General features: G+C 65.0%; 16 protein-coding genes, 1 rRNA gene and 2 pseudogenes (1 of these 19 cut by a window edge). 11 read left to right on the top strand and 8 right to left on the bottom strand.

The window, feature by feature from the left end; all coding sequences use genetic code 11:
- Positions 1-6: 6 nt before the first annotated feature.
- From ACGGKE_RS16295 to ligK, 3 genes are all read right to left on the bottom strand, one after another.
- The gene (locus ACGGKE_RS16295; protein ID WP_394442168.1) at positions 7-885 is read right to left on the bottom strand and encodes an amidohydrolase family protein; all 879 of its coding nucleotides are present in this window, start codon (positions 883-885) and stop codon (positions 7-9) included.
- Between the two features lie 72 nt (positions 886-957).
- Positions 958-2,019 carry a 4-oxalomesaconate tautomerase gene (locus ACGGKE_RS16290; RefSeq protein ID WP_394442165.1) on the bottom strand — a complete coding sequence of 354 codons (1,062 nt, stop codon included), beginning with the start codon at positions 2,017-2,019 and terminating at the stop codon, positions 958-960.
- A gap of 84 nt (positions 2,020-2,103) precedes the next feature.
- The gene (gene ligK / locus ACGGKE_RS16285; RefSeq protein WP_394442162.1) at positions 2,104-2,778 is read right to left on the bottom strand and encodes a 4-carboxy-4-hydroxy-2-oxoadipate aldolase/oxaloacetate decarboxylase; all 675 of its coding nucleotides are present in this window, start codon (positions 2,776-2,778) and stop codon (positions 2,104-2,106) included.
- A gap of 103 nt (positions 2,779-2,881) precedes the next feature.
- Between ligK and ACGGKE_RS16280 the strand changes: the two genes are divergently transcribed.
- The 6 genes from ACGGKE_RS16280 (at position 2,882) to ACGGKE_RS16255 (ending at position 8,348) form a co-directional block, all read left to right on the top strand.
- On the top strand, positions 2,882-4,030 hold the full coding sequence (locus ACGGKE_RS16280) for a LysR substrate-binding domain-containing protein (protein WP_394442159.1): 1,149 nt from the start codon (positions 2,882-2,884) through the stop codon (positions 4,028-4,030).
- 64 nt (positions 4,031-4,094) lie between these two features.
- On the top strand, positions 4,095-5,048 hold the full coding sequence (locus ACGGKE_RS16275) for a DUF1932 domain-containing protein (protein WP_394443061.1): 954 nt from the start codon (positions 4,095-4,097) through the stop codon (positions 5,046-5,048).
- Between the two features lie 27 nt (positions 5,049-5,075).
- Positions 5,076-6,098 carry an amidohydrolase family protein gene (locus ACGGKE_RS16270; RefSeq protein ID WP_228168028.1) on the top strand — a complete coding sequence of 341 codons (1,023 nt, stop codon included), beginning with the start codon at positions 5,076-5,078 and terminating at the stop codon, positions 6,096-6,098.
- The gene (gene ligA / locus ACGGKE_RS16265) at positions 6,095-6,517 is read left to right on the top strand and encodes a protocatechuate 4,5-dioxygenase subunit alpha (RefSeq protein WP_228168029.1); all 423 of its coding nucleotides are present in this window, start codon (positions 6,095-6,097) and stop codon (positions 6,515-6,517) included. The genes ACGGKE_RS16270 and ligA overlap by 4 nt, the downstream gene beginning before the upstream one ends.
- Entirely contained in the window at positions 6,517-7,362 is an 846-nt protein-coding gene (locus tag ACGGKE_RS16260) for a class III extradiol dioxygenase subunit beta (RefSeq protein WP_228168030.1), read from the top strand. Before ligA ends, ACGGKE_RS16260 begins: the two co-directional genes overlap by 1 nt.
- A 47-nt stretch (positions 7,363-7,409) precedes the next feature.
- The gene (locus tag ACGGKE_RS16255) at positions 7,410-8,348 is read left to right on the top strand and encodes a Gfo/Idh/MocA family oxidoreductase (protein WP_394442153.1); all 939 of its coding nucleotides are present in this window, start codon (positions 7,410-7,412) and stop codon (positions 8,346-8,348) included.
- A gap of 69 nt (positions 8,349-8,417) precedes the next feature.
- Here the strand turns inward: ACGGKE_RS16255 and ACGGKE_RS16250 are convergent, their stop codons facing one another.
- Positions 8,418-8,645 carry a hypothetical protein gene (locus ACGGKE_RS16250; protein WP_394442150.1) on the bottom strand — a complete coding sequence of 76 codons (228 nt, stop codon included), beginning with the start codon at positions 8,643-8,645 and terminating at the stop codon, positions 8,418-8,420.
- Positions 8,646-8,769: 124 nt separating this feature from the next.
- Positions 8,770-9,642, bottom strand: coding sequence for a helix-turn-helix domain-containing protein (locus ACGGKE_RS16245; protein ID WP_394442147.1), 873 nt, complete (start codon positions 9,640-9,642; stop codon positions 8,770-8,772).
- 210 nt (positions 9,643-9,852) lie between these two features.
- On the opposite strand from ACGGKE_RS16245, the gene ACGGKE_RS16240 reads away from it, so the two are divergent.
- Complete coding sequence (locus ACGGKE_RS16240) at positions 9,853-12,264, top strand: hypothetical protein (protein WP_394442144.1); 2,412 nt, start codon at positions 9,853-9,855, stop codon at positions 12,262-12,264.
- A 166-nt stretch (positions 12,265-12,430) separates the two neighbouring features.
- Positions 12,431-12,610, top strand: a pseudogene (locus ACGGKE_RS16235) (FAD-dependent monooxygenase); the annotation flags it as partial.
- Here ACGGKE_RS16235 and ACGGKE_RS16230 read toward each other — a convergent pair.
- The 3 genes from ACGGKE_RS16230 to istA form a co-directional block, all read right to left on the bottom strand.
- Positions 12,605-13,386, bottom strand: a protein-coding gene (locus ACGGKE_RS16230; RefSeq protein WP_394442141.1) for an IS5 family transposase whose coding sequence is annotated in 2 segments (ribosomal slippage) — positions 12,605-13,062 and positions 13,062-13,386 — 783 coding nt in all. Because the reading frame shifts where the segments join, the coding sequence is not laid out codon by codon here. The pseudogene ACGGKE_RS16235 and the gene ACGGKE_RS16230 sit on opposite strands and share 6 nt — an antisense overlap.
- Before the next feature lie 238 nt (positions 13,387-13,624).
- Positions 13,625-14,353, bottom strand: coding sequence for an IS21-like element helper ATPase IstB (gene istB / locus ACGGKE_RS16225; protein WP_031304487.1), 729 nt, complete (start codon positions 14,351-14,353; stop codon positions 13,625-13,627).
- Positions 14,340-15,854 (bottom strand): IS21 family transposase, encoded by a 1,515-nt coding sequence (gene istA / locus ACGGKE_RS16220; protein WP_021238707.1) that lies wholly within the window; start codon positions 15,852-15,854, stop codon positions 14,340-14,342. Before istA ends, istB begins: the two co-directional genes overlap by 14 nt.
- A gap of 178 nt (positions 15,855-16,032) precedes the next feature.
- Between istA and ACGGKE_RS16215 the strand changes: the two genes are divergently transcribed.
- The 3 genes and pseudogenes from ACGGKE_RS16215 to ACGGKE_RS16205 all read left to right on the top strand — a co-directional run.
- Entirely contained in the window at positions 16,033-16,239 is a 207-nt protein-coding gene (locus ACGGKE_RS16215; protein ID WP_394442138.1) for a hypothetical protein, read from the top strand.
- Between the two features lie 21 nt (positions 16,240-16,260).
- A pseudogene (locus tag ACGGKE_RS16210) lies at positions 16,261-17,259 on the top strand (4-hydroxybenzoate 3-monooxygenase); the annotation flags it as partial.
- A 432-nt stretch (positions 17,260-17,691) separates the two neighbouring features.
- Positions 17,692-17,780 (top strand): 16S ribosomal RNA (locus ACGGKE_RS16205) (it continues 1,398 nt past the right edge of the window).

Below are 17,780 nucleotides of genomic sequence, written 5' to 3'. Positions count from 1 at the left end.
GCGGCGTTAGGCGCTGAGCTCTTCGGGCCAATAGAGGCGCATCGGATTGTCGATCAGCAGCTTGCGCTGCAGGTCGGCGGTCGGCGCGATGCGCGGGATCATGTCGACCAGATGGCCATCGTCGGGAATTGCATCCTCCATGTTGGGGTGCGGCCAGTCGGTGCCCCAGAGCACCCGGTCCTGATAGTCCGCCACGAGCGGCGCCACGGCATCGGCAAAGGCGTCCCACGGGTCGCCGGCAGGGTCGAGCCGGTCGGGACAGGTGGCCTTGAACCAGATGTCGTCACGGCTTTCCAAGAAGGCGCGGAACGCCTTCATGTCCGCCCCATCGGGCCCCTGGGTCACATCGGGGCGACCCATATGATCGATCACCAGCGGCACGGGAATGGCCTCCATGAAGGGGCGCAATTCTTCGAGAATGTCAGCCTCGAAATAGATGACGACATGCCAGCCGGCGGGCAGGCGGCTGGCGACGTCGAGAAACTTGTCCTTGGGCGCATCATCGACGAGGCGCTTGAGGAAATTGAAGCGGATGCCCCGAATGCCGCCGTCATGCAGCGCCGCGAGATCGGCTTGCGAAATCGCGGGATCGACGACGGCGACGCCGCGCGCCTTGCCTTCGGATTTGGCGATGGCGTCGAGCGTGGCCGCATTGTCGGTGCCGTGACAGCTCGCCTGCACGATGACGTTGCGAGCAAAGCCAAGATGATCGCGGAGCGCGAAGAGCATGTCCGGCCCGGCATCTTCGGGCAGATATTTGGCCTTGGCCGAGAAGGGAAAGTCCGCCATCGGCCCGAAGACATGGCAATGGGCGTCGATCGCACCGGCAGGCGGCGTGTAGAGCGGCTTGGACGGTTGGCCATGCCAGGAAGTGATGCGAGTCATATCCGAAAACTCCGTTCGCCCTGAGCGGATTGCCGGGCTTTTCCTAAGACACAGAGAGGCGCGGCAGGACGTTCAGGCGAAAACGATCCCGTCCATCAATTTGCGCGCGGTGCGCAGCATCGCAGCGCTGATGACCGCGCCGCGATCGTCCAGTTCCATAACGCAGGTCGTTTCGCCCGTGGGATGTTCGACCGACAGGGTCTTGCGAGGGCCATCGGGAATGGCGGCGACTTCGGCCGCGGGCGATCCTTCGATCAAACAGGCGGTAGCGACGCTGACCGCGCCCAGGACGCCGATCGATGCATGGGCGCGATGCGGAATGAAGCTGCGCACCGTGATCGCGCCGCCATTGCGGGGCGGGGCGACCAGCATCATCTTGGGCACCGACTTTTCCTTGACGTCGCCCAGGTTCATGGTCGAACCTACGGCAAGGCGGATCTTCTCGATACGGTCCTTGAGCGCGCTGTCCTTGTCCAGCGTATCCCGGTCCTCATAGCCGGTGATGCCGACATCCTGCGCCTTCATGACGACGCAGGGCATGCCATTGTCGATCAGGGTGACGCGCACGCCCTCTACTTCGTCGACGGCATTGCCGCTGGGCAGCAGCGCACCGCAGGAGGAGCCGGCGGTGTCGCGGAATTCCAGCGGCACGGGCGCGGCCGCGCCGGGCACGCCGTCGATCCGCGCGTCGCCGTCGTAGCTGACGATGCCGCCGGGCGTCTGCACCGTGGCGATGGCGATCTGGCCGGTATTTTCCATGAAAATGGCCACGCGGGTTTCGTCGTCCTGCGCCGCCACCAGACCGCGCTCGATTGCAAAGGGGCCGATACCCGCGAGGATGTTGCCGCAATTCTGGGCGTCGCTGACGATCGCCTGATCGACGAAGACCTGGAGGAAGAGATAATCAACATCGACGCCCGGCCGATCCGACTTCCTGACGACCGCGACCTTGCTGGTGAGCGGGTCCGCGCCGCCCATGCCGTCGATCTGGCGCGGGTCGGGCGAACCCATGACCCGCAGCAGGAAGGCGTCGCGCGCGGCCGTGTCGACGGGCAGGTCTTCGGCAAGGAAATAACCGCCCTTCGACGTGCCGCCGCGCATCCACATCACGCGCGATTGACTGTGCGCCGTCATATACAGCTCCGTTCGTTCGAGCCCCTGATCGGCTGCCGCCGGGCTCCATATCATTTCGTCCGCCTTACGGATGCGATCTCAGCCTCAGATATATTTAAGGCCCATTTCCTCAAGGCGCGGACGCATATTATAGATGTCGAGGCCGAGTTCTCCGGCGGCGAGGCGAACGCGCTTGGCTTCCTCGGCGGCTTCGCGCGCCTGCGCCTTTTCCAGCACCGCCACCGCATCGGCGCGCGGCACGACGCACACACCGTCATCGTCGGCGATCACCACGTCGCCGGGATTGACTAGCGCATTGGCGCAGATGACGGGGATGTTCACCGAACCGATGGTGTTCTTGACCGTGCCCTGGGCGTGGATCGCCTTGGACCAGACGGGGAAATGCATCTGGGTGAGGTCGCGCACGTCGCGCACGCCCGCGTCGATGATGAGGCCGCGGCAGCCACGCGCCTGCGCCGAGGTGGCAAGCAGGTCGCCAAAATAGCCGTCGGTACAGGGGCTGGTGGGTGCAAGCACCAAGATATCGCCTTCCTTCAGCTGCTCGATCGCGACATGGACCATCCAGTTGTCGCCGGGCGCTGCGGAGATGGTGACGGCGCTGCCGGCAATCCGCGCGCCGCTATAGATGGGGCGCATATAAGCGGCGAGGAGGCCGGTGCGGCCCTGCGCTTCGTGCACGGTGGCGACGCCGCACTGGGCGAGGCCGTCGATGACCGACAGGTCCGCGCGTTCGATATTCTGGACGACGATGCCGGACATGGCTGTGCTCCTTCTCCCGAATGAGACAGCGACATGGACAGGTGCTGCGTGATGCTCAAATGCGATCTGGCGCCAGTGCATTAGTTTTTGCTAATCATCGCACATGAAGCCAGACCAGTTCAATATCCGCCATCTCGCCGCCATGGCTGCGATTGTCGACCAAGGCAGCGTCAGCCTGGCGGCGCGAACGGTGAACCTGACCCAGCCAGCGGTGACTCAGGGCATCGCCAAGCTGGAGGCGCAGCTGGGTGTCGCCTTGTTCGAGCGGCAGCCGGGCGGGATGATGGCGCTGGAGGCTGCGCGCAGGCTGAAGCCCCGGGTCGATGTCGCGTTGCGCCTGATCGGCAGCAACCGCGTGACGGCGACGCAGGTCCGCGCCTTTGTCGCGCTGGCGCGTTCGGGCAGCTATGCCGCGGCGGCAGCGGCGACGGGCGTCGCTGAACCTTCGCTGCACCGCGCCGTGGGCGATCTGGGCCTGGCGGTGGGCAGCCGCCTGGTCGACCGGCGGGGCAGGGGCGTGATGCTGACCAAGGCCGGGGTGGCGCTGGCGCAGCGGCTGCGGCTGGCGCTGGCGGAGCTGCGGCAGGGGCTGGAGGATCTGGCGGAGCTGAAGGGCGAGGAGGGCGGCCGCATTCTGGTGGGCGCGATGCCGCTGTCGCGCGCGCGTCTGCTGCCCGATGCGATCGGGCGGTTTTGCAGCGATGCGCCGCAGGTGGCGATCAGCGTGCTGGAAGGATCGCATGCCGAACTGGTGGGACCGCTGCGCGAGGGCGAGATCGACATGATGATCGGGGCGCTGCGCGATCCGGCGCTGGCGATCGACCTGAACCAGCGCCCCTTGTTCGAGGATCGGCCGACCATATTGGCGCGGCGCGGCCATGCGCTGGAGGCGGGTTGGGACGCAGATGCGCTGCGGCGCTATCCCTGGATTCTGCCGCCCGAAGGCACGCCGCTGCGCCAGTTGTGGCAGGCGATGTTCGCGGAACTGGGCGGCGACGCGCCGCCCGTGCCGATCGAATGCGGATCGGTCATGACGATCCGGCAGCTGCTGGTGGGTGGCGACTATCTGACGCTGTTGTCGCAGGACCAGCTGGCGCTGGAGTTACAGGCGGGGCTCCTGTCCGACATTGGTCCCACGCCTGGATTGGTCAGCCGCACCATCGGCATCACGAGTCGTGCCGACTGGCGGCCGACCCGGCTGCAGCAGCAGTTCATGGCCGCGATCGAGGCCGCGGCGAGCGTGACTTCGTAATTTCTTATGCAAAGCAAGGGGATTCGATTGGTCGCGATGCGCGCGATACGCCATGTATCGGCTCATGGAGCAGGATGTTTGTCTGATCGGATTTGGCGAGGCGGGCGCGACCTTCGCCCGGGCGGGCGACTGGGCCGCTGCCGCGCATATCTTCGACATCAAGACCGATGATCCCGCGACGCGCGACGCGATGCTGGCGGCCTATGCCGATGCCGGCGTGACGGGTGCGGGGGCGCTGGAAGACGCGCTGCGGGACGCAGGGTTGCTGCTGTCGCTGGTGACGGCCGACCAGGCGCTGGCGGTCGCGACCGCGGGGGCGCGCGCCATCGCGCCTGGCGCCCTCTTCTGCGATTTCAACAGCGTCGCGCCGCAGACCAAGCGGGCGGCGGCGCAGGCGATCGAGGCGGCCGGCGGCCACTATGTCGACGTCGCGGTGATGGCGCCGGTCGATCCGGCGCGGCTCAACGTGCCCTTGCTGCTGAGCGGCGCGCACGCGGAGGCGGCGCAGGCGGGGCTGCGGGCGCTGGGCTTCACCAACAGCCGCATAGTCGGCACGGACGTGGGGCGGGCCTCCTCCATCAAGATGATCCGGTCGGTCATGGTCAAGGGGCTGGAGGCGCTGACCGCCGAATGCGTGCTTGCCGCGGCCCAGGCCGATGTTCTGGACGAGGTGCTGGCGTCGCTGGATGCGAGCGAGAAGGCGAAGCCCTGGGACGTGCGCGCCGACTATAATCTGGACCGGATGCTGGTCCACGGGACGCGCCGCGCCGCCGAAATGGAGGAAGTGGTCAGGACGCTGGAGGATCTGGGCACGGGTGCGGCGATGACTCGCGGCACCGTCGCCCGGCAGCGCGCGATCGGTGCGCTGGGCGTGAAGGCGGTTCCCGAGGGATTGAGCGCCAAGATAGGCGCGATCAACGAGAGATTTTTCCGTCGTTCCCGCAAAGAAGGTATCCCTTCGGCGGCCTTCGCTTTGGCCGATCAGTCGGGAGACGGAGCCTCGCAGTCGCGGGGGTGACGACATGAAGAGTGGAGACGCGAGCGGATGAGCCTGATTATCGATTGCCACGGACATTATACCGTCCTGCCCAAGGGGCATGACGCCTGGCGCGAGCAGCAGAAGGCCGCGTTCAAGGCGGGGACGCCCTGTCCGCCCTATCCCGAGATCAGCGATGACGAGATTCGCGAGACGATCGAGGCGAACCAGCTGCGCCTGATCAAGGAGCGCGGCGCGGACCTCACCATCTTTTCGCCGCGCGCATCGGCGATGGCGCCCCATGTCGGGGACGAGGCGGTCGCCAAGGAATGGGCGATGCGCTGCAACGACCTGATCGCGCGCGTCGTCGCCTTGTTCCCCGAGACGTTCGTGGGCGTGTGCATGCTGCCCCAGTCGCCCAAGGCCGACATGACCAACAGCATCGCGGAGCTGGAGCGCTGCGTCGACATGGGCTTCATCGGCTGCAACCTCAATCCCGATCCGGGCGGCGGCCATTTCCAGCATCCGCCGCTGACCGATCGTTACTGGTATCCCTTCTACGAGAAGATGGTCGAGCTGGACGTGCCGGCGATGATCCATGTGTCGGGCAGCTGCAATCCGGCCATGCATGCGACCGGCGGTTATTATCTCGCCGCCGACACGGTCGCTTTCATGCAATTGCTGGAAGGCGACCTGTTCAAGGATTTCCCGACGCTGCGCTTCATCATCCCGCATGGCGGCGGCGCGGTGCCCTATCATTGGGGCCGCTACCGGGGCCTGGCGGACATGCTCAAGAAGCCGGACCTGTCGACGCACCTGATGAACAACATCTTCTTCGACACCTGCGTCTATCACCAGCCGGGCATCGACCTGCTGGCGGACGTCATCGAGAACAAGAATATCCTGTTCGGGTCGGAAATGGTCGGCGCGGTGCGGGGCATCGACCCCACGACCGGCCATTATTTCGACGACACCAAACGCTATGTCGATGCGCTGGACATCAGCGATGCGGAGCGGGACGCGATTTTCGAGGGCAATGCCCGCCGCGTCTTCCCGCGCCTCGACGCGCAGCTGAAGGAGCGGGGCCTATGATCACCGAAGATCCCAGGCATCAGGACATTCACGAATATCTGGCCGAGTTTGAGGATATTCCCGGCACGCGCGTCTATACCGCGGCGCGCGCGCGGCAGGGCTATCATATGAACCAGTTCGCGATGAGCCTGATGAAGTCGGAGAACCGCGTCCGCTGGCTCGCCGACGAGCGCGCCTATATCGACGAATGGCCCATGACAGAGGACCAGAAACAGGCGATCCTGGACCGCGATTATAATCGCTGCCTGGAACTGGGCGGGAACATCTATTTCCTGGCGAAGGTGTTTTCGACCGATGGGCTGAGCTTCCTGCAGGCGGTCGGCACCATGACGGGGATGAGCCCCGAAGACTATCAGGCGATGATGATCGCCGGCGGCCGGTCGCCCGAGGGCGTCCGGTCCATCAAGGAGAAACGCTGATGGCCCGCATCACAGCCGGCGTCGCAACGAGCCATGTTCCCGCGATTGGCGCGGCGATGGACCTCAAGAAAACCGCCGAGCCTTACTGGCAGCCTTTGTTCGCCGGCTATGACTGGTCGCGTCAGTGGATCGCGCAGGAAAAGCCCGATGTGGTGATCCTGGTCTATAACGACCATGCGTCCGCTTTCGACATGAAGATCATCCCGACTTTCGCGATCGGTTGCGGCGAGCGTTACAAGCCGGCGGACGAGGGATGGGGGCCGCGCCCGGTGCCCGACGTGATCGGCGAGCCGGACCTGGCCTGGCATATCGCGCAGAGCCTTATCCTCGACGAGTTCGACATGACGATCATCAACGAGATGGACGTCGACCATGGGCTGACCGTGCCGCTGAGCCTGATGTATGGCCAGCCCGAGGCCTGGCCTTGCAAGGTGATCCCGCTGGCGGTCAATGTCGTCACCTATCCGCCGCCGTCGGGCAACCGCTGCTGGCGATTGGGCGAGGCGATCGCGCGCGCGGTTGAGAGCTTCCCGCAGGATCTGAACGTTCAGATTTGGGGCACCGGCGGCATGAGCCATCAGCTCCAAGGGCCACGAGCGGGCCTGATCAACGCGGAATGGGACAATCGCTTCCTAGACCTGATGAGCCAGAATGATGGCGAGGCGCTGCGCGCGATCCCCCATATCGAATATCTGCGCGAGACCGGATCGGAAGGGATCGAGATGGTCATGTGGCTGATCATGCGCGGAGCGCTGGGCCGGGCGGTCAAGCCGCTCCATCGCCATTATCATGTCCCCGCGTCCAACACCGCAGTCGGGCATCTGGTGCTCGAACCCGCCGGCTGAATTTCACCTCCCCTTGGAACGAAGGGGCTTTAGATGGAGAAAAGTGCATGCGTATTGCCCTCGCCGGCGCCGGCGCCTTTGGCGAAAAGCATTTGGACGGTCTCAAGAATATCGACGGCGTGACCGTCACGTCGATCGTCGGCCGCGAACTGGACGCCACGCAGAAGGTGGCGGAGAAATATGGCGTCAGCCATGTCACGACCGATCTCGACGAAACGCTGGCCCGGGACGATGTCGACGCGGTGATCCTGTGCACGCCCACGCAGATGCATGCGGCCCAGGCTATCGCCTGCATGGAGGCGGGCAAGCATGTCGAGGTGGAGATCCCGCTCGCTGACAGCTGGGCCGACGCGCAGGCGGTGCTCGCCAAGCAGAAGGAGACGGGACTGACCTGCATGGTCGGCCATACCCGCCGCTTCAACCCGTCGCATCAGTTCGTTCACAACCGCATCAAGGCGGGCGAGTTCAACGTCCAGCAGATGGACGTGCAGACCTATTTCTTCCGACGCAAGAATATCAACGCCAAGGGCGAGCCGCGCAGCTGGACCGACCATCTTCTGTGGCATCATGCTGCGCACACCGTCGACCTGTTCGCCTATCAGGCGGGCAAGATCGTCGAAGCGCATGCGATGCAGGGGCCGATCCATCCGGAACTGGGCATCGCCATGGACATGTCGATCCAGCTGAAGAGCGAAACGGGCGCGATCTGCACCCTGTCGCTGTCCTTCAACAATGACGGGCCGCTCGGCACATTCTTCCGCTATATCGGCGACAGCGCGACCTATATCGCGCGCTATGACGACCTGGTGAACGGCAAGGAAGAGCCGATCGACCTGAGCGGCGTCGCTCTCTCCAACAATGGCATCGAACTGCAGGATCGCGAGTTCATCAGCGCCATTCGCGAAGGGCGCGAGCCCAACAGCTCGGTCGCCAAGGTGTTCGATTGCTATCGCGTGCTGGGCGAGCTGGAGCAGCAGCTGGGCTGAGCCGCACCATCATCCCTTCGGGGTCGCAGGAAGGGCGTGGCCGGGCAACGGACTGCGCCCTTTTTGCCGTCAATGATGCAGCAGCGGATGCGCGAGACGGACATCGTCGAGCAGCGATTCGATAAGGGCGACGTCTCGCCCCATGCCTGTCGGGTTCGCCACCCAGTTGCAATGCGGATGCGTCGTGGCGCTGTACAGGCGAATGGGCCCGATCGCCTTGCGCCAGTGATGCTTGCTCTTGCCATGATCCCGCACGAGGCGCGCGATAAGCAGGTCAATCATCTCGTTTGCGGTCATGCCACGCAGGTAGGCGACCGGGCCCGCCCTATCAACGGGTTGAGGCCATGAGCCGAGGACAGGAAGAGGCGGCGCCAGAGTCGATCCGGGCCTGCGTGGCGCGGCAAGATCGGACGTAGCGCGATCAGCTGCCCCGCGCTGCGCGATAGGCGCGTGGTGACTGGCCGATATGGCGGGTGAAGAAGCGGGAGAAATAGGCCGCATCCTCGAAACCGACCGCATAGGCGACTTCGGTGATCGACAGCTGCGAATAGAGGAGCAAGCGGCGCGCTTCCAGCAAGGCGCGATCATCGAGCATCTGCGCCGGAGAGCTGCCCGCCACGCGTGCGCAGGCCTGGCGCAGGGCCGTGAGGCTGGTGCCGAGCGCGCGGGCATGGACGCCCACGGGCTCGCGCTCGCGAAACCGCTGCTCGATCCGTTCGCGCAGGCGAGCGACGAGCGCAGCCTGCTTTGCCGTGCCCGGCGACGTTTCCTGCGCCAGCTGCCCGTGGCGCAGCGCCAGCACCATGAGCTGCAGCAGCGCGGCCTCGATCGCGGCGCGCTGGCCGCGGCCCGACCAGCCCAGTTCCCGGGCGAGGCCGATAATCAGCTGCTCCGCGGCTCTCCCGTCCTCCTGCGGCAGCATCAGCGCGCGGGGAGCGGCGAACAGGGGCGCGAGATCGGCATCCCGGTCGAGGAGATGGCGCAGATAGGTGTCGGCGATGGTCGTGACATGGCCCTGCGATTCCCGGTGGCAGTCGAAGCCATGCACGATGCCGGCGGGGATCAGCAGCAGGCACGGCGCTTCGAAGCGGACTTGCGCCGCCTCCGCGCGCATCGCGCCGCCGCCGTCGGCGATCAGGAAGATATGGTTGAGATCGCGATGGACATGCGGGCGGATCGTCCATTCGCTGGGCCGGGAACGATCATCGAGGCTTTCGACGTGGACGAAGCCTTCGCCGACGCTTCGTTGCGGTTCGCCATAAAGATAGAAGCGGGGGACGGGGGGATGAGTCATGATGAAAAGTCCATATGGCAACGTCGCTCTCGCCGGGCAAGCGGGCGAGCGACAGGCCGTTCGTTCAGCCAGCGGCAAAGTTTCGCGGCTAGGGAAGGGGCGTGCCTGTGAACCTGCTCGGCTCCTGTGGCGTTCATGCCTCGCTCTTGGCTTGTCCGCCCCGATGTGGAAGACGAGCCGTCGCACCCGATCCGACCGACTGACAGGAAGATGCGCTTGCCACTCAACAGGATGATCATCGCCCGATGGAGCGCCGCGCTGCTGGCGCTGTGCCTGGCCGAACAGCTCTCCGCCGCCGATCCTGCCCCGTTCGAGTTGACGGGCCCGTCGCTGCGCATCCGGGTGACGCGTGGTGACCAGACGCTACCCATCGCGCAGGTGCCCAGCCTTTCGGAAGGCGACAGGCTATCCGTCCAGGCCGACCTGCCCCAGGATCAGGGCGCGCGCTTCATCCTGGTGTCCGCCTTTCTGCGCGGCGCGACCAACCCCCCTCCCAAGGACTGGATCCACTTCGCCGAAACCTGGAAAAAGAAGGCCAAGGACCGGGAATTGACGCTGACCGTGCCCGAAGGCGCGCGGCAGATGGTGCTGTTCCTCGTCCCGGACACGGGTGGCGCGGAAGGCACGCTGAGCGATGCGGTGCGCGGCAAGCCGGGCGAGTTCGTGCGGGCGACGCAGGATCTCAACCAGGCGTCGCTCGACCGGTCGCGGCTCGACAGCTTCATGGGGGCGATCCAGGCGCAGGAAAATACCCATCCCGAATATCTGCGCACGATTGCGCCCGTGCTTGCCCGCAGCCTGTCCATGAAGCTGAATGAGGATTGCCTGTCCAAGGTGATCGAGATGCAGGCGGCCTGCCTGCTCGACAATCGCGATACGCTGGTGCTGGCCGACGTGCATAGCAGCTCGATGGCCGAAACGCTGACCGGCGCGCCCACCGACCTGGCGCTGCAGTTGAGCGCCACGCGCGAAGCGGGCTATGGCTATTACAGCCCCTATATCGGCGTCGCCCGCGACATCGCGCGCATCTTCGGCGCGTTCAGCAATCCGGAATTCGATTATCTGCCGACCCTGAGCGTGCGGCGCGACGACGCGATCAGCCTGCTGCTGAACGCTGCCCCGTCATTTCAGAAGCCCAAGTCGGTGATGGTGGTCGCCATGCCCGCGATCGAGGCGGACAGCCCGCCGCGATTGCGCAGCGGCGCCGAAGGGCCGATCTGCGCCGTCCGGCCGGGCGCGGTCCTGCCGGTGGAAGGCGCCCCGCTCATCTATTCCACCGCCTATGCCCGTGAGATGAAGCTGGCGATCAAGGCCCCGTCCGGCGAGACGATCGAGCTGCCGGTCAAGGCGCGGGCGGACCGGGGCGGCTATGTGCTGACGGACAGGGCGGCGTTGCCGGCAGGCCTCAGCGGTTCGGTGCGCGGACATCTGTACGGGCAATGGGGCTTTGACCGGTTTGACGGGCCGGACTTCACGCTGCAACTGCCCGACTCGCGCGGCTGGAGCGTGCAGGGAGAAGATGCCGCGCTGGTGACGGGGCGGGATAATGCACTTCTGCTCAAGGGCGGCGCGCCAGCCTGCGTCGAGAGCGTCACCTTGCGCGCGCCCGGCGGACAGGCGCAGTCGCTGGGCTGGACGGTGAAAGGCCAGGATGCGATCGCGCTGATCCTGCCGCTGGCCGGGCGCCGCGCGGGGCCGCTGGAGCTGGCGGTCAAATATGTGGGCGTGGCGGAACCGTCCGTCCTGCCGCTGCGCAGCTATGCCGAGGCGAGCCGGCTCGACGGCCTCAGCATCCATGCGGGCGACAAATCGGCGACCCTGTCCGGCCAGCGTCTGGATCAGGTCGAAAGCGTCGACCTGGGCGGGCTCACGCTGCGACCCGATGGGCTGGCGCGCGAGGGGCAGATCGACCAGCTGCGGCTGGTGGCGCAGGACGGCCAGCCGCTGGACGCCGGACGCGCCATGACCGCGCGCGTGGCGCTGCGGGATGGGCGCAGGATCGACATGCCCGTCACCATCGCCGCGGCGCGGCCGCAGGTGCGCCTGCTTGGCCGGACGATCACGCCCGGCGAGGCGCCGGCGGGCGCCAAGCCGCTGGCGCTCGACGGCGCGGAGTTGCTCCCAGACGATGGCGAGTTGACCTTTTCGGTTGCTGTGGACGAGCGCATCCGCCTGAACGCCAGGGATGCGATCGAGGTCGCGTCCGCTGATGGCGCGAACCCAGTCCGCCTGACCATGGGGCAGGGGGTGCGGATGGAAGGCCCTCATATATTGGTGGCGCGACTCGATCCGGCCGATCTTGGCCCGGCCCTGTTCGGACCTTTGCGGTTTCGGCTGGTGCATGATGGCGAGGCGAGCGACTGGCAGCCGCTGGTGACGCTGGCGCGACTGCCGAAGATCGAGGCGGTGGCGTGCGCCGAACAGGGGGAGGGCTGCACGATCCGAGGGCGCGACCTCTTTCTGATCGAGGCGGTGGGCAGCACGCCGGCGCTGGCCGATGCGGCCACGGTCGCGCACGGCTATACTGGCGCCGTGCTCAAGGCGCCGCGCCCGCAGGCCGGCAAGCTCTATCTGCGCCTGCGCGACGCGCCGGACAGCGTGGTCGTGCTCCCGATTGCCTGATCGTCCAATGATGCACTGACCGCCTTCCGCTTTTTTCTTGGGCGCTTCAAGGAGTGCGGACAGGCGGGGGCGGTGGATCGTCCAGGATTTCGGGCGAAGCCGCTCTGTCTTGAGTCGTCAGACCCCGGCATGATGCCGCACAAATTGGCTTGTCGGAGAGGATGGCGTGAAGACTCAAGTTGCGATTATCGGCGCTGGACCTGCGGGTTTGCTGCTGGGCCATTTGCTGCGCGCCGAAGGCATTGATGTGATCATCGTCGAGCGGGCGTCCAGCGATTATGTGCTGGGGCGCATCCGCGCGGGCGTGCTGGAGCGCACGACGACGGACCTGATGGACCGGCTAGGCGGCGTGGACAAATTTGAGCCAATATCTGGCGGTGGCGAGATGGACCATTCCGAGGAAGCTGTTGGCAAGCTGATCGTAGCGGGTGGCGATAGCGCGGTTGACCTTGAGGTGGCCGAACATGCGCTCGATGCGATTGCGCTGCCTGTAGAGCGCGCGGTCATGCTCGATCTTCACGCGGCGATTTGACCGGCCGGGAATGACAGCCTCGATTTTCCGTTTGGCAAGGTCAGCACGGATTGCGTCGGCGTCGTACCCCTTGTCGGCAAGCAACGCGCCAGGAGCGTGCTCAGGCAGGTCTATCAGGGCGTCATAGGCTTTACAGTCCGCTGCTTCACCGACAGTCAGGTGGAAGGCGAGCGGTCGTCCAAGGGCATCAGCCAGGCAGTGAAGCTTACTGGTGAACCCGCCCCGCGAGCGGCCAAGAGCGCGTCGATGAGTCCCCCTTTTCCGCCCGCTGCCGAAACGTGGGCGCGAACGGTGGTGCTGTCGATGCTGTAGTGGCCGCTGTCTGCCATGACCTCAGCGAGTGTCACTGCCATGGTCTCCCAGACCCCGGCCTCGCTCCAGCGTCGGAACCGGCGATAGATTGTGTTCCAACTCCCATACTTGGGCGGCACGTCGCGCCATGGAGCGCCACACCGAAGCCGCCAGAGGATGCCGTTGATGATTGAGCGGTTCTGCTCGGGCGGGCGGCCTCGGCCACGGTTCTCAGGCTCGATGGGTAGCAAGCCCTTCAGAATACGCCATTCAGCTTCGGTGAGATCGCCCCGGCTCAAGCCTGCCTCCAAAAAGCAGCCTTGAATCAAGCACTGCGCTCCACGTCAATCATCTCCACATGTCAAACGGCGTTCAAAAGGGACCCCCGATCGGCGTCGAAGAGGGACCCCCTTTTCAGATAATATGATGCTGGTTTGTTGAAGATGGCCTTGCGCTGCGTGCGGCGGAGGGCGGGCGTAGCCCGACCGGAGGCGCGCGCAGCGCAAGATAGATTTTTGAAGGCGCCGAAGGTGGCTGTCAGCTGCGGTTTTTGAAGCGCCAGCTGTCGTTGCCCGTCTCGACGATATCGCAGTGGTGGGTGACGCGGTCGAGCAGCGCCGTGGTCATCTTGGGATCGCCGAACACGGTCGGCCATTCGCCGAAGGCGAGGTTCGTGGTGATGATGACGCTGGTCCGCTCATAAAGCTTGCTGATGAGGTGGAACAGCAACTGCCCTCCCGAGCGGGCGAACGGCAGATAACCGAGCTCGTCGAGAACGATCAGGTCGAGCCGCGACAGCTGCGCCGCCAGGGTCCCGCCTTTGCCGATCCGGGTCTCCTCTTCGAGGCGTGTCACCAGATCGACGGTGTTGAAGTAGCGGGCGCGAGCGCCCCTTCGCACGACATTGGCGGTGATCGCGATGGCGAGGTGGGTCTTGCCTGTCCCCGTGCCGCCGACCAGCACGATATTGCGGCGAGGCGGGAGGAAGGAGCCATCGTGAAGGGAGCGGATCATCTCCTCATTGATCGGTGTGCCCTCGAAGCTGAACCGCTCCAGGTCCTTCACCACGGGCAGCCTCGCAGCCGTCATCCGATAGCGGATGGAGGCTGCATCCCGGTGGGTCGCCTCAGCACGGAGCAGGTCGGTCAGTATCTCCATGGTGGTGCGCTTGCGCTGGAGGCCGGTGGTGACCGCCTCGTCGAACGCCGCCGCCATGCCCTTGAGTCCGAGGCCGCGCATCGTGTCGATCATATCATGCCGCTGCATCATAGCCTCGCAGCAGATCATAGCGGGCACAGTCGGCGAGCGGAGGATGCTGCAGCATCCGGTCTTCCGAAGTGACGATGCTGTGGGGTGTCGCCGGCTCGCGGCGCCGGGAGAGGATGTTGAGGATCAGCTCGTCGCTGGCCGTTCCGTTCGCCAACGCTTCGCGCACGGCAGCCTCTACCGGCTCCAGGCCATCGGTGAGCACCGCCGAGAGGACCCGCACGAACCTGCGATCGGCCTCGTCCCCGGTGCCGAGCCTTCGCCGTAATCGGTGCAGGGCGGGCGGCAGATCCCAGTCCTGGAACGGTGCGCCGTTACGCAGCGCGCCGGGCTTGTGCGCGAGGACCGGCAGATAATGCCAGGGATCGTATATCGTGCGGTTCCGACCGAAGTGGCGCTCATGCTCCCCGACGATCGCATCGCCGCAGCGTATGACGATGCGATCGGCATAGGAGCGCACCTGAACGGTCCGGCGTGCGGCCGTCGACATGACCGAGTAGCGGTTGCGATCGAAGCTGATGAGGCAGGTGCCGGTGACGGCATGCTCGCTCTCATGGAAGCCGTCGAACGGTGCCAGGATCGGCTGCAGGGCCGGTCGCTCCATATCCAGCGCCTCGGCGACGGTAATATCCCCGCGTTCGGGATGGGCATGATGCTCGGCCCAGCGCCGGCACTCGGCCTCCAGCCACCCGTTGAGCTCGGCCAGGCTGGCGAACCGGAGCCGCGGCTGGAAGAAGCGGCCTCGGATTGTCTGGACCTGCTGCTCGACCTGGCCCTTCTCCCATCCCGCCGCCGGCGAGCAGGCGGTCGGCTCGACCATGTAATGATCGGTCATGATCAGGAAGCGGCGGTTGAACACACGCTCCTTGCCGGTGAACACGGCCGTCACCGCCGTCTTCATATTATCGTAGATACCGCGTCGCGGCACACCGCCGAAGAACGCGAACGCCCGGGCATGGGCATCGAACAGCATCTCCTGGCCCTCGCGCGGATAGGCCCGGACATAGGGTGCGCGCGAGTCGCAGAGACGCATATGCGCCACCTTCACCCGCATCGGCTTGCCGGCGATCTCCACATCCTCGTGGCTCCAGTCGAACTGGTAGGCCTCACCCGGCTGGAAGGTCATCGGGATGAACGCCGGTGCGCCTTCGCCAGCATCCTTCCGCCGCGCAGCACGCCAGCGCGCCGCATAGCGGCGCACCGCATCATAGGATCCATCGAACCCCTCGCGCACCAGCAGGTCATGGATACGCGTCATCCGTAGCCGATCGCGGCGGCCGCGACCTTCGTTCTCCTCAAGCAGCGCATCGAGACGATCCTGATAAGGACCGATCCGCGGCAGCGGCTGGACTTTGCGCTGATAGTTGAACGCCGCCTCCGGCGACCGGATCGCTTTGCGGACGACCTTCCGCGACAAACGAAGGTCACGAGCGATCGCCTTGATCGCCTTACCCGCTGCATGCTCACGCCGAATCCGAACCACTGTCTCCACGATCAACATCCCGTTCTCGCCAACTGATCAAAACCAGTCGGCCGACTAAATCCCCGGGATGAAGGGGTCCTTTTTGCACGCCGATCACCCCACGAAGGGGGTGCCTATTGCACGCTGATCCTCAATCTCCACACAAGTGGTTGGCGAAACCCGCAGATATTGCGATCACGCTCGCGTGGAGGGCTTTATGGCTTTGGTTGAAGTGTTCGAGGGCGAGGATCTGGAAAAGCTGCTGTTCGTGGCCGAGTTCGACTTCCTGCCGCGTGTTGGCGAACACCTTGCCCGAGATATAGACGACTACTTCCACTATTATCACATCGTCAAAATCTGGCACCGACAGGACGCAGCGGACGGTGCCTTTCGGGCATGCCTGCTTGTCACGCTGGACGATTGATAACCCCGAATTTGTCCACGCCGCCTAGGGCTCGGCGCGCGCATGCATGCCGAAGGACTGCCGCATGACGGCTTTCATCTCGCCGACGGCGAGCGGCTCATCCGCATCGACATCGCTGCCCTGACGGGGCGGCAGGTGATGGTCTATGGCCAGACCGAAGTAACGCGCGACCTGATGGCGGCGGCGCCGGAGCGGGGTCTGCAGATCATCTATGACGCCGCCAATGTCGCGCTTCACGATATCGAGAGCGATCGACCCTCGCTTACTTTCGAGAAGAATGGAGCGGTCCAGCGCATAGAGGCGGATTTCCTGTGCGGGTGCGATGGTTTTCACGGGCCCTCTCGCAAGGCGGTGCCGGCGTCCGTCGCTTTGGCTTATGAGAAAATCTATCCCTTTGGCTGGCTCGGCGTTCTGGCGGACGTGCCGCCTTGCACCCACGAACTCATCTACGCCAATCATGCGCGGGGATTCGCGCTGGCGTCGATGCGGTCGGAAACGCGCAGTCGCTATTATGTTCAGGTTGCGCTGGACGAGAAGATCGAGGATTGGCCGGATGACCGGCTTTGGGATGAGCTGGCGCTGCGGCTCGGGCCGGAGGCGGCAGCGAATCTCACGCGCGGGCCATCGCTGGAAAAATCCATCGCGCCGCTGCGATCCTTCGTCTTCGAACCGATGCGCCACGGCAGGCTCCTGCTCGCCGGGGACAGCGCGCATATCGTCCCGCCCACGGGCGCGAAGGGCCTCAATCTGGCAGCGTCCGACGTTCACTATCTGTCGGGCGCGCTGATCGGCCATTATCGGCGGAACGATCGGGACGGCATCGCCGGCTATTCGCGCAAGGCGCTGGCGCGCGTCTGGAAATCCGAACGCTTTTCCTGGCAGCTTACCAAGCTGATGCACCGCTTCCCCGACGGCGATGCGTTCGACCGGCGCATGCAGGTGGCCGAGCTGGACTATATCGCGTCGTCGACCGCAGCGCAGACCAGCATTGCGGAAAACTATGTGGGGCTCCCGCTATAGGCCCGCATGTTCTGGCTCGGGGCGAGCAATGGGGAGCGTGGCGCGGAAATTTTCGCAGGCAGCGTTTTTCCCTGTTGACCGACTCGATTGGTGGACCTAGATGCCACTCCACCGACGCGGTGAGCGCCCCTGGTTCTCGCTTCGCTTGGTCGCCGACATGGTAGGACAGCAGTCCCCCGAAACGTGATGGATCGGGGTGGGATGCTTGTCCGCTTGAAGTGTTGGATGGTTCTTTGACATTGTGATTTAGATGAAGGGACATGTGGGCGGCGGCTCGGTGTCTGGCGTGCTTTAGGGCGTCGGGTATCGTAAAGCTTAAGCCAGTTCATATGTCTCAATACATATCCACAGTATATGTAATGTGCAGGAATTGGCTCCTAGAGAATGAGCGGTTTTGGTTGGGATTATTCCTCCTGGCCAAGATCGGACATCAAACTTGAGAGTTTGATCCTGGCTCAGAACGAACGCTGGCGGCATGCCTAATACATGCAAGTCGAACGATCCCTTCGGGGATAGTGGCG

Origin of the sequence: Sphingobium naphthae (genome assembly GCF_043589935.1) — a bacterium.
GTDB classification, from domain to species: Bacteria; Pseudomonadota; Alphaproteobacteria; order Sphingomonadales; family Sphingomonadaceae; genus Sphingobium; species Sphingobium naphthae_A.
This window is presented reverse-complemented; position numbering and strand designations above follow the sequence as displayed.